This is a genomic window from uncultured Phocaeicola sp. (assembly GCF_948499155.1).
Lineage (GTDB): Bacteria > Bacteroidota > Bacteroidia > Bacteroidales > Bacteroidaceae > Phocaeicola > Phocaeicola faecalis.
In genome coordinates this window covers 143,181-155,687 of sequence record NZ_CAOOSE010000008.1, presented here as the reverse complement: position 1 = coordinate 155,687, position 12,507 = coordinate 143,181, and the positions used below count along the sequence as shown (strand labels likewise).

Genomic DNA, 12,507 nt, shown 5'->3' with positions numbered 1-12,507 from the left:
GAGTACGTTGGAAACGGAAAGTAGCAGCGAGTAAGCGCGGAATGTCACCTTGCATATATGGAAGAGGACGACCAAATGTATAACGTAATAAAAGAAACAGTATGCTTGAAGATATACTTAGCGCAAGCAACATGAGACAAGCCTATAAGCAGGTCGTATCGAACAAGGGCTTTGGTTTTCGGTATAAGAAAGGCGGTTGTGTGCCACGTGTGTCCGAGCGTCCGAAAGAACGACTAAAGGACAAGATACGTGTGATAACCAAACGCAGTCGTGGAATCAGCATCCGACAGATGCTGGAAGAGTTGAACACGGCTATACGGAGATGGGTAAACTACTTCCGTATAGCCGGATGCAGGACGTTTCTTGAAAAGGTGGACGGCTGGATACGTGTCCGTCTGCGAACTTTTATAATGGAAGCAGTGGCAGTTCATCCGTACCCGCATCAAAAAGCTAAAGCAGTTCAACATCCCCGAATGGGTTGCTCTGACGGTAGCCAAAACTCGTAAAGGACTTGTGCGCATCGCTTCTACTGCATTGAGTACAAGTATGACGAATGACTACCTGAAAGGATTGGGGTTCATCCCCATGTCAGAATACTATTACGTGAGAACATCAAGTTTAATGAACCGCCGTGTACCGAACGGTAAGCACGGTGGTGTGAGAGGTCGAAACGGGAAATAATCCCGTTTCTCCTACTCGATTATCCGCAACTAAAAAAAAGAAAAATGGAAAAAGAAAAGAAAATCGAAAAAGCTAAACAAGTATTCAGAAGAATGCTTGTTGACGAGTACGGCATAAAATCAGCCGACCAGTTTTTCTCTACCGAAGGAGAGGAAATGGCAGAAATATACGAGAGCATGAAAATTGAACAAGAGAACTTCAATCTCACTGATGATGAATTGAATAACCTTTTAGATTCAATTTTCGATGAAATGTAAATGCGGATAACAACGCAGGATAACGGCAAGCCGTTCCCCGCTAAACCTTTATCAACAAAAGTAAAACGTCATGTTTGATTATAAAGAAATAGAACGAACAATCACGGACAACAATCTTCCATTTCAGAAAATAGAGGATGCAGATAAAGAGATTTTAATACAAAGTCTATATGATACTTTTGTATTTGGCAATCCCCGTGCATTATGGTTGAACTTTAAATATGTGCCATACAGCATAGATTGCAACATGGAAGATCCTTACTTTCATCTACTGGATATAATAGACAAAAATATCGTTCTCTATTTCTTTATTGATTATTGGAACAAAGATTTCATTGTTTATAAAGCAAGAATGTCTGATATATATACATTCATAGGTGATTGTGAAGGACTTGATGAGTATTATTTAGTGACTGTTGATTTTATGGAGTTATATAGCATAACAGACCATGATGAGTTGCTTTATATTGATGTGAGAAAAAATGAAATGAAGAAGTTGATAACAAACGAATGAACTGCCCTAACGGTCAATTATTCGCCAGCCATTATGAATTAAAAGATTAAATATATGATTGAAGCATTGCAAAATATAGGATTTGTTGTAAAAAGAAGAACTGAAATTGAAGAATTGTCTCCTTTCTTTTTACAACGATACAGTAATCTCCCGGCAGATTATCTCAAATTCTTGAATGAGTTCCAACTTATCACAAATGAGGATGATAACGTATGGTTTAATTCCATTGAAGATTTTAATGAGGAAGTCGATAATGGATTCCGTTGGAACGAGTTCGAAATAATGAGCCTTGATGCACTTAAAGATGATAAAGAAGCCTGTGAAGAAATACGCAACTTTTGGAATACGCATATTCCTATTGCAATGGCAGTCGGAGGAGAATATCAATATCTATGTATTGATTTGTCTCCAAATAATTATGGTAAAATCTATTATGGATTAGAACCTGAATTTGAAGATTCAGCAGATTTTGTCTGTGATAGCTTCAATCAACTATTAGGGTTACTGGCTTCTGATAGTGAAGACAATAGGCTTATACCTTTCAAATGAGTTCATAACGAAGCGCGATAACGCTTGAACAGCGTTCCACGCCAAACCATTAGCAATAATTTGTAGCAAAGATGAAAAATACAAGTGAAACAAGAAGTCGTTTTGAGCGAAATAACTCAATGCAGAATGGGAAGAAATACAGGTATTGCTTCTTTGATTATCTGTATTACAGGCTGTATGTTACCTACAAGAAGCATAATGATCCGCCACGTTTCAGTGCTTTCGGCGTGTTTGCCGCCACATTCATGATTGCCCTGCTCTTTTTTAGTATTTTCTTCAATTGTGTGCTGACGGACAGTTGGTTTTCACGAAAGAACTTCACGGAACTACAAGGCGGGCTTGTCTTTTTTACCCTGACAACCGTGTTTTGCATCATCCCCTTTTATCTGCGATATACCCGGAAACGGACTGCTGCCATACTGCTGAAATATAAAGGAAACAAATGGAACAGGATTATCCCGTCTTGGGTAATATATACTTTCCCGCTATGGAGTTTCTTGGCAGGGATAGGAATATGTATGTTGATATTCAACTAACAACAATATAGGCATGGATAAAAAAGGTATCAATAAGATTGTACGCATGAAGAAAGTTATATTATGTATTATTATACTGTTCGGCTTTGTCAGTTGTGAGACTTGGTACGAAAAATTAATTGGCAATTATTACCTTTTGGCAATAGATTCAATGAGTGAAATGCGCGTCAGCTATTATGACAAGGGTATGGACTTGGATATTTCATACTATGTATTTAGAAGCGTAGAACAACCAAAAACAATCAGAAATATCCAAGCATAAACCTTTAATTATCAGTATATTCTAAAAATTAACACTTTTCGGCTGCTTTTTGATGCTTCCCAAATTTCCACATATTTTTGAGACGTATTTCTGACGTGGAGAATTTGCGGGGCTTGTTTTTTGTCACACCGTGCAGACAGTTGACAAGGGTTTACAACCGTTTACGACAAGCGACAATATCCGCCCCAACATTCAGTGACGGTCACATCGTGTAGAAAGGCGACAACCGTTGACTGCCGTTTACATCCGTTCACCACTTCAGGAATACAGGATTGAAGAAATGAACCAGTAAACGATAAAGCAGTATGAAAGCAACCCGAAAATGCAGTTTTTGCGGCAAATCCTTTGTAACCCGCAGCGGAATGCAAAGGTATTGCAGCGAGGTTTGTCAGGCGGAAGCCCGGCGAGCCAGAATGACACAGAAGAACAACCTCTTCAAGGCCGTCCGGCCAATCATGGAGATACAGCATCAGGAGTATCTCACCTTTTCTAAAGCAGCCATACTCATGGGCTGTTCCCGACAGTACATCTATAAACTTGTAGCCATGGGCAAGCTGAAAGCCTCACGCATCAGCAACCGCATGGCATTCATCCGCAGAGCCGACATCGAGCGGATGCTGGAGGGCAATCCCTACCACCGCATCCTGCCCGGCAGCACTTCCACACCGAAAAAATCCGCTTCAACTTCTTTCCCGACCAAAAAAGAAAAAAGGGAAAAGGAAGGCGATGAAATTTTGGACTTCTATTCCGGTGAAGAGGTGATGTCCCTTTATAAAGTCAAGCAGTCATGGCTCTATACCACCGCCAAACGCAACCGCATCCCCATCTGCCGTATCGCTGGAAAGAACTATTACAGCAAGAAGCATGTTGACGAGTTCTTTGGCGTTGCAGTTGATATGGAAAGTATCACCGACTGGCTCCTGACCGAAGAAGCGGAAGAGCAGTTCGGCATGAAGCCTGCCGCACTCCGGGCATACGCCTACCGGCACAGGATACCGACCAAAAAAGAATACGGCCGCACCTATTACTCCAAGTCCCATTTGGACGAACTCCGCAGGACTGACCTTGTGAACGACGAGCGTTATTACACCGTGGAACAGGTCCGGCAGATTTACGGGCTTTCCTCAGCCAACATCTGCCATATCGTCAAGGTTAAGCACATCGAAAAGATAAAGGTCGGTGTGAAGAACCTGCTTCTGCGCTCCGATGTGGAGCGTGTCATGGCTGAAAGGAACAAATAACCGCAAACAACCGCCATTACCGGAAAATTATTTCAAAATGATTGCCGTGGAGATATTCACGGCTGTTTCACGTTGTTCCTTTGCCACCGTGAACACGGAGACACCTCCGGAAATGTACAACCAGTTAAAACATCACCAATATGAGTAAATGCAAGACAGTAACCTTGCGCAAGCGCAAGATCAAGAACGGTACACAGTATTCGCTGTGTCTGGACTATTATCCCGGCTACCGTGACAACACCACCATGAAAGTGATAACACGTGAAGCTCTGGGTATTTACATTTTTGCCAAACCTGCCAACCAGCAGGAGCGTGATTTCAACGCACGCATGATGAAGAAGGCGGAGATACTCCGCAACAGGCGTTACGAAGCCATCTTCAACGAGAACAACGGTTTCTTTGACAAGGCCAGGATGAAAGGGGATTTCCTCGCCTACTTCAAGGAACTGGCAGACAGAAGGAATATCAAGTGGCAGCACGTCTACAAACACTTTGAACGGTTTGTAAATGGCAAATGCACCTTTGAAGAGGTGGATGTGGACCTGTGCCGCAAGTTCATGGAGTACCTGCTGAACGCTCCCCAGACCATACACACCAACCAAAAGCTGCATATCAATTCTGCGGCGGGCTACTGGTCGGCTTTCCGTGCCGTCCTGCATACGGCCTACCGTGACAGGAAGATAAAGGAGAATCCCAACGGCTTTCTGGACCGCATCGAGAGTATTCCCACCATGAGAGAGCATCTGAGCCAGGAGGAACTGATACGGCTTGCCGAAACGCCATGCGAGGAAGAGGTTCTAAAAAGGGCTTTCCTTTTCGCCTGCCTGACGGGATTGCGGAAGAGCGACATCAGGCAGCTTACCTGGCAGCAGATACAGCCGTACACCAACGGCAAGATGTTCGTCACCACCCGTATGCAGAAGACGAAGCAGATTGTTCACAACCCCATCAGTGATGAAGCCTACGGACTGCTCGGGGAACGGCATGAAGGGCTTATCTTCGAGGGCTTCAAGGACAAGATGCTGCAGGGGCCCCTGAAGCGTTGGTTGTCGGCGGCAGGCATAACCAAGAAGATAACCTTCCATTGCACCCGGCATTCATTCGGAAGCCTGCACGTGGAAATGGGTACGGACATGGCTGTCATACAAGCCTATCTGGGACACAAGAACATTACCACCACACAGATCTATTCCAAGATGGCAGCACAGCAGATGTGTGACGTGGTGGACAAGATAACCCTGAAACGCAAGGAGGCATAGGCCTTGTTTCAGGATATTCAGAGGGAGCGGTTATTGCGTGAAGGCTTTAACCGCTCCCTCTGTTTCTGATGGCACCATTCCTTAAAAAGTCATTATCGTATGATATTTTGGTATGATTCCGGACTTTTGGTGAAAAACATTGAAAAAGAAACCGCCAACCAAGGCTAATGAGCAATAATTGAAAGAATACCATTAAATTTGCAAAGACCTGACAGTTACAAGTAATAACCGAAAAAAACGATATGGAACCAACGATAAAGGACAAATACATCATTCTGGGATTCATCGGCGTTGCCATCTGCCTGATTTCCTTTTTTATCACACTGATTGTCTCCGCAAGTTTCAATCAGGACAATTTTGTAAGGCTGATAGTCTTTGTATGCAGCAACATTCTCGGGTGGCTGCTCTATCTCTCTTTCCAGACGGTCATTTTCGACTCATACGAGATCTGGAAACTCAAGTCCGGCAAGAAAAAGGCATCTGCCGGAATCATAAAGGCTCAGGAAGAACAGCCACAGGATGCGAATGAACCTGCAGCTCCGACACCGATGCCGACAGGCGGGGAAGCAACCCCGGATATAAAACCGGTAGAGATTGCCATTGCCCCGGAACTTCACGAAAAGAACCGTGCCAGCTATGAGGACAGACAGAAGCAGGAAGAGGCGGAACGGATCCGCATTGTCATGGAGTACATCCACTTCGTCATGCCCCGCATTGCCGACAAGGAGACCGTCAACCATATCTGTGCCGAGGTCAACAAGTGGATGTGCCTTCACAGCTACAAGCCCAAGCCGATAACAGGACGGCTGACCCGGGAGATTACCAACATTCCGCTCCGCCATTTCGTGTGGAACATCTCCGAGCGTTTCATGTACAAAAAATACTACAACGGGGACAACCGTGCCAATTTTATCAAGACCCTTTTTCCACGTGAGTTTGCCGACACGGATATAGCGACCATAAAGAACTTCAAGGTCGATCCGTCAAAGACGCTGATTCCCATTGACGAACCCGAAAACGACAGTCTGGACTTCCATTATCCCGAAGATTATGCACGGGAAGTGAACAGTTGACCGTTTCCCGGGGATATAACAGCAATAACGACAAGTATCAGGCAACACGTAACAGCCTGTATTCCATTATTTCCCGAATAACTTTGCCCGTCATTCACGGTTGGGCATCGTTATTCGGGAATTATTTTGCAATGACCTCCCGTGAAGATATTCACGGTCATATCATTGCGGTCCTTTGCGCCAAGCCTTACAAAAGAGGCGAGTACGCAAATGGAAAAAACAGTGATTACATTCAACGACCTTCCCGAGGTCGTAGCCCAGCTTCGGGACGAAGTGATGAGCTTGAGAAGCCTGCTTACCGAGCAGCGCAGTGTGAACAATGCAAAGACGGTGGACACCCATGTCCCCATGTCTGTGGATGAAGCGGCGGAATATCTCGGTATTCCCAAGGGAACGCTCTACATGAAACTGTCGGACGGAAGCATTCCGGCCACCAAGCCCGGCAAACGCTATTGCCTTTACCGTGACGAACTGGACAGATGGCTGGAATCCTCCCGCAAGAATCCCGTACCCCTGTCCGATGAGGAACTCAGCGAATCCATGTCCTCCTCCCACCGTCGCAAGCCCGGCCAACGTAACTGGTAAGAGCCATGGAAGAGGACAAGAACTATATCAGCATGATACATGGCGACCTGACGAGGGCAGCCCAGATGCAGAACGGTATGCCGGAAAATATCGGCGTGATGAGCATAAAGACCGCCAACCGGACTATACTCGAAGCATCGCAGCTGCCCACGCCCCGTGCGTTGTGGGACAGCTTCTGGTACGAGGGGGAACTGTCCTGCCTCTTTGCGGATTCCAACGTGGGGAAATCCATCCTTGCCGTCCAGATAGCCGACCGTATAGCCCGGACTGACAACGTGCTTTATCTGGACTTTGAACTGTCAGAAAAGCAGTTCCAGCTCCGCTATACCGACGAGTACGGAAAGCCTTACATTTTTCCCGAAAGGCTGTACCGGGTATCGCTTGACTGTGACGCCCTTCTGGATGCCGACTTTGAAGGGACAATCATCGGCAGCATTGAACAGATGGCACAGCAGACCCGCTGCAGGATCTTCATCGTTGACAACCTTACTTACCTGTGCTGTGCCATGGAGAAAGGCGATGCGGCGGGACGGCTGATGATACAGCTCAACAATCTCAAAAAAAGATACGGGCTTTCCATCCTTGTCCTGGCACACACACCCAAGCGTTCACTGGACTGTCCCATCACGTCCAATGACCTTGCCGGAAGCAAGCGGCTCTACAATTTCTTTGACAGCGTGTTTGTCATCGGGAAAAGCGCACTGGACGGGGGACTCCGCTATGTGAAGCAGCTCAAGGTCCGTTACGGGACATTCTCGTATGATGCCGACAATGTGATTGTCTATGAGATTGAGAAAACGGACGCCTTCCTGCAATTCGTGTTCAGGGGCTATTCAACCGAAAAGGAACACCTGAAGAAACCGGGTGACAACGAATCGGAACAAAGGGATTGCCTGATCCTGCAACTGTCCCAATCCGGGAAGTCAGTCCGGGAGATAGCCTCGCAGGTCAATTGCGGCAAGTCCACCGTCAGCCGGATAATCCAGCGCAGCAAGGAGGACAGGAACGCAGCCGTCCCGGGTGTCCCGCTGTCCCGTCCCAAGGAGAACGGGACAATGGGACAGGTGGGACAGCATGGGACAGATGGGACAAGCGGGACAGCTGGAGAAGCAAGGCAGGCGGAGCTGTTTGCAGGACATGAAAAGGAGGACAAACCATGAAAAAGCAGCCTGTACACGGCTGTATGCCAGCTGACCATATCATTTGCAGAGCATGTGAGCATACAAACCGGGTCCTGATTTTCCAGTGTGTCCCGGGGTGTCCCAAGTGTCCCACTGTCCCAGCCTTTAGGGGACGGGACAGTGGGACAGCGGGACAAACAGTAGAAAACCAATCATAAAAAAAAGTCATGAGCAACTATTCATTACAGAAATATAAAGGAATGTCAACACGGCATACCTGTCCGAATTGCGGGGACAGACGTTCCTTTGCCTACTACGTGGACGAAAGCGGTACGCCCCTTCACCCGTCAGTCGGCAGATGCAACCACGAAAGCGGCTGCGGGTATCATTATACGCCCAGACAGTATTTTCACGACCACCCCGAATGCCGGACTGCCGGTGATTTCTCTTCCGGCAGACAATGTATGGCGCAGAAGCCCAAGCAACCGCTGCAACAGACAGCCATCGGTTACATACCGCCACACTATGTGGAGAAATCGCAGAGCGTGCATAGCAACTTCTGCCGCTTCCTTTCAGCGCTGCTTGATTCCTATTACGGCTGCAAGGCAAAGGAAGTACTGAAAAGGTTAATGGAGGATTACCGTCTGGGAGCAACCCGTGACTGTGCGGTCATCTTCTGGCAGATTGACCGGGAGAACAAGGTGCGGACAGGCAAGGTGATGCAGTACAATCCCGGGGACGGACACCGTGTAAAGGACGGACAGACATCGGCAGTGAACTGGATACACAGCATACTGAAAAGGCAACGGGTATTGGCGGAGGAATGGCAGCTTTCCCAATGCCTTTTCGGGGAACACCTGCTGAATGTCTATCCTGACAAGGTGACGGTTCTGGTAGAATCCGAGAAGAGTGCCGTTATCGGATCCGCCCTCTTCCCCGGCTATGTATGGCTGGCGGCAGGAGGCAAAAGCCAGTTGCGGGAGGAAAAGCTCCGTGTGCTGACCGGGCGGACCGTGCTTCTCTTTCCGGATGCCGATGCCTATGCCGAATGGAAAGAGCGTGCCGACGGCATGACCTTCTGCAAGGTGATGGTGTCTGACCTCATAGAGAAGAACGCAACGCCGGAACAGAAGGCAGCCCATATCGACATAGCCGATTGGATAATCTTCCAGATACGGGAAAGCAGGATAAATTGTACAGCCGACCATCTGGTGGAGGCGGAAAGAATCCTGCAACGGATGATAGAAAAGAACCCCGCCCTTCAAAAGCTGATAGATGATCTGGGGCTTGTGCTGGTCGGTGCATCCTCAATCGGCAGCGGTGACGGAAACCCTCCTTAACGGAGGAGAGCGGAAACCGGGGGTTGTAGTGTACGGACAATGGCTTGCCATTGATATAGCCCACTATAACTACACGCTCCGCTTTCGTAGTTGTGGGCTCTCCCGAGGGGATTAGGGCTTTGCCCTAATGACCCACTCAGGGCGTTCACCCCTGAGAACCCCGAGCAAAGAGTGACCCTCTCTTTGCAATCTCCGCTTATGGGTTACACCCCTAAGAACCCTGTGCGGCTATGAGCGGACATCAGCTAACAACTTTAGTCAGACAACCAGAATCAAAATTTAAGAATATGGCAACAAAATCAAGCATACATATCAAGCCCTGCAGAGTCACATCAAGTGGGGCTCATAACCGGAGAACTGTCGAGTATATGCGCAATATCGGCAAGTCTCAAATCTACATCGTACCCGAACTGACTGCCGGTAACGAGCAGTGGATAAACCCGGGCTTCGGCAATCCCGACCTGCAGGCGCACTATGACTACATCAAGCGGATGGTCAAGGAAAAGACAGGACGTGCGATGCAGGAGAAGGAACGTGAACGAAAAGGCAAGAACGGGAAAATCACCAAGGTGGCTGGATGCTCGCCAATCCGTGAGGGCGTGTTGCTCATCAGACCGGACACGACACTGGCAGATGTATGCAAGTTTGGCGAGGAGTGCCGGAGACGCTGGGGCATCACTCCGCTCCAGATCTTCCTGCACAAGGACGAGGGACATTGGCTTAGCGGTCAGCCGGAAGCGGAAGACAGGGAGAGTTTCAAAGTCGGCGAAAGATGGTTCAAGCCGAATTACCATGCCCATATCGTTTTTGACTGGATGAACCATGACACAGGCAAGAGCCGCAAGCTCAATGACGAGGATATGACAGAAATGCAGAATCTGGCATCCGACATACTTCTGATGGAGCGTGGGCAGTCAAAGGCTGTTACAGGCAAGGAACATCAGGAACGTAACGACTTTATTATTGGGAAGCAGAAGGAGGAAATGAAGCGGCTTGATGCCACGAGGCAATACCGGGAACATCAGCTGGAAATGGCGAACAAAAAGATGCAGGAAACGGAAAGCATTACCAACGCCCTTATCGAAAAGGCAAATGAAAAGGAACGGCAGAGTGAAGATCTTGACAGGGCTATCAGCGAGAAACGCTCCAGACTGAACAAGGAAAAAGGAAGCGAGCTTCTGAACGCCGCTGTTGGCTGGGCTACCGGGAAATCGAAAGCCCTGAAAAATGAAATAGAGGATTTGCGCTGTGAGATTTCCACGCACAAGGAAACTATCGAGCAGTTGCAGGACAGAATCCAGACCATACAGAACGACCATAGCCGTGAACTGATGCAACTGGAGGCCAAACACCGGTCCGAACTGAACCGCAAGGAAACGGAACATGCACAGGAAACAACAAGACTCAAGAACCGGATTGCATGGCAAAATCATATTATCGGTTATCTCAGTTTCCTGCTGCTCAAAACGAGCGACATCTTCCGCAAGGCGGTACACAGTGTCATCCGTTTCGCCCGTGATTATTACAAGCCACGTTTTGATACGGAACAGGTATCTGACATCAAGAGTGCCCTTAACCTGTTCGGGGATGACAGACAATCACATCAGGCGGCAGGGGATTTCCTGTATTTCACTGCCAAGCAAAAAGGAAACTTGGATAGTCGTGAGCAGGTCAAAGTCCAGCGAGAGGTTAACAATGTGGTGGAGGGGCATTATGAGCACCAGCAAAAGCAAGGATTCTCTATGAGAAGATGACCAAATATCAGCTGATTAGACAAAAGAAACTAATCAGCTGATTATATTTTACCAACCCAATTTTATACCTTTGTAGCAAAAAAGGTAACGATGAATTATTCAAACGGGAAATGGGTTCAGACCTATATACTTATTTGGTCGGGACAATTTATATCAATGCTTTCCAGTTATGCCGTTCAATTTGCAATCACTATTTGGCTTAGCTTGGAACATCAGTCGGCAGAAGTGCTTGCTTTTGCAGGAATGGCAGCCATACTTCCACAGGCTATCATAGGACCTTTTGCAGGAGTCCTTATTGACAGATGGAATCGTAAAACAGTTTTAATCGTATCGGATTTGTTCCTGGCTTTGTGCGCATTCGTGATGAGTATCCTTTTGAAATACGACAGTGGCAATCTTAACTGGATATATTTGATATTGGTGCTTCGCTCTGTTGGAAATGCGTTCCAAACACCAGCTGTGCAAACTATAGCTCCGCTTATTGTGCCGGAAAAGGAGCTGATTCGGGTGGCAGGAATTAATCAGGTACTACGGTCAATGTGTGGTATAGCCAGCCCTGCCATAGGAACATTAGCCATTACCTATATGTCTATTCATTCGGTGTTGTATTTAGACATATTGGGTGCTTTAGCTGCTATTCTCTCATTGGTATTTGTATTCATTCCCCATTACTCGACGGCAACAACTTCTCTATCGGCCAAACACGTTGTGAGCGATTTGAAAAAAGGTCTTGACTGCGTGTTGGCAAATAGAGGGATAGCGTTGCTATTCCTATGTGCCATGTCGGTGACATTTTGTATCATTCCAAGTTCCTTTATGTTCCCTCTACTCACGACACAATGTTATCACGGTGGGAAATGGAAAATCAGCACAATAGAAATCGGGTGGTCTGTAGGGATGCTGTTAGGTGGAACGGCTTTAGCTTTTTTCAAGCCGAAAACGAGAAAGATTGTCTTAGTCAATGCAATGTATGTGTCATTGGGAACTGCCTTTTTTCTCTGTGGCATCTTGCCGTCCAACTGTTTTGTGGGTTATGTATCGACTGTCATATTCGCAGGTATCTCATTGTCGGTATTCACAGCCTCGTTTATCACTATCCTGCAAACGGAAGTCCCATCCAATATACAGGGACGTGTATTCTCTTTGTATCATAGTTCTGCCGTTTTGCCTTCGATGATTGGTTTGCTGTGCACAGGAACATTGGCGGAAAACATAGGAATATCCAATTCGTTCTTGTTATCAGGTTCGATGGTAATGTTTATCGGTGTCGTTTCTTTCCTTTCACCCATACTAATGAATGTTGGAAACATGAAAAAGTGATACTCAAACTATAGA

At 46.9% G+C, this 12,507-nt stretch carries 14 protein-coding genes; all 14 read left to right on the top strand.

Annotated elements, in window-relative coordinates; all coding sequences use genetic code 11:
- Positions 1-101: 101 nt before the first annotated feature.
- Positions 102-506, top strand: a complete 405-nt coding sequence (locus QYT14_RS08485; protein WP_288324982.1) for a group II intron maturase-specific domain-containing protein — start codon at positions 102-104, stop codon at positions 504-506.
- A 219-nt stretch (positions 507-725) separates the two neighbouring features.
- Positions 726-938, top strand: a complete 213-nt coding sequence (locus QYT14_RS08480; RefSeq protein ID WP_237039719.1) for a hypothetical protein — start codon at positions 726-728, stop codon at positions 936-938.
- Between the two features lie 70 nt (positions 939-1,008).
- A complete protein-coding gene (locus QYT14_RS08475) occupies positions 1,009-1,452 on the top strand; it encodes a DUF6756 family protein (protein WP_288324980.1) in 444 nt (147 codons plus the stop codon).
- A 54-nt stretch (positions 1,453-1,506) separates the two neighbouring features.
- Positions 1,507-2,001, top strand: a complete 495-nt coding sequence (locus tag QYT14_RS08470) for an SMI1/KNR4 family protein (protein WP_288324979.1) — start codon at positions 1,507-1,509, stop codon at positions 1,999-2,001.
- 71 nt (positions 2,002-2,072) lie between these two features.
- Complete coding sequence (locus tag QYT14_RS08465; protein ID WP_288324978.1) at positions 2,073-2,537, top strand: hypothetical protein; 465 nt, start codon at positions 2,073-2,075, stop codon at positions 2,535-2,537.
- A gap of 13 nt (positions 2,538-2,550) precedes the next feature.
- The gene (locus tag QYT14_RS08460; protein ID WP_288324976.1) at positions 2,551-2,799 is read left to right on the top strand and encodes a hypothetical protein; all 249 of its coding nucleotides are present in this window, start codon (positions 2,551-2,553) and stop codon (positions 2,797-2,799) included.
- 305 nt (positions 2,800-3,104) lie between these two features.
- The gene (locus QYT14_RS08455; protein WP_032585565.1) at positions 3,105-4,040 is read left to right on the top strand and encodes a helix-turn-helix domain-containing protein; all 936 of its coding nucleotides are present in this window, start codon (positions 3,105-3,107) and stop codon (positions 4,038-4,040) included.
- A 140-nt stretch (positions 4,041-4,180) separates the two neighbouring features.
- Positions 4,181-5,299, top strand: coding sequence for a site-specific integrase (locus tag QYT14_RS08450; RefSeq protein WP_032585568.1), 1,119 nt, complete (start codon positions 4,181-4,183; stop codon positions 5,297-5,299).
- Positions 5,300-5,541: 242 nt separating this feature from the next.
- The gene (locus QYT14_RS08445) at positions 5,542-6,372 is read left to right on the top strand and encodes a hypothetical protein (RefSeq protein ID WP_032585570.1); all 831 of its coding nucleotides are present in this window, start codon (positions 5,542-5,544) and stop codon (positions 6,370-6,372) included.
- 210 nt (positions 6,373-6,582) lie between these two features.
- A complete protein-coding gene (locus tag QYT14_RS08440) occupies positions 6,583-6,957 on the top strand; it encodes a helix-turn-helix domain-containing protein (protein ID WP_008617280.1) in 375 nt (124 codons plus the stop codon).
- 5 nt (positions 6,958-6,962) lie between these two features.
- On the top strand, positions 6,963-8,117 hold the full coding sequence (locus tag QYT14_RS08435) for an AAA family ATPase (protein WP_032585572.1): 1,155 nt from the start codon (positions 6,963-6,965) through the stop codon (positions 8,115-8,117).
- Positions 8,118-8,305: 188 nt separating this feature from the next.
- Positions 8,306-9,418, top strand: a complete 1,113-nt coding sequence (locus QYT14_RS08430; RefSeq protein ID WP_032585574.1) for a DUF6371 domain-containing protein — start codon at positions 8,306-8,308, stop codon at positions 9,416-9,418.
- 287 nt (positions 9,419-9,705) lie between these two features.
- Positions 9,706-11,172 (top strand): mobilization protein, encoded by a 1,467-nt coding sequence (locus QYT14_RS08425; RefSeq protein ID WP_234136013.1) that lies wholly within the window; start codon positions 9,706-9,708, stop codon positions 11,170-11,172.
- 90 nt (positions 11,173-11,262) lie between these two features.
- Positions 11,263-12,492 carry an MFS transporter gene (locus QYT14_RS08420; RefSeq protein ID WP_215666723.1) on the top strand — a complete coding sequence of 410 codons (1,230 nt, stop codon included), beginning with the start codon at positions 11,263-11,265 and terminating at the stop codon, positions 12,490-12,492.
- The last annotated feature ends 15 nt before the right edge of the window (positions 12,493-12,507 follow it).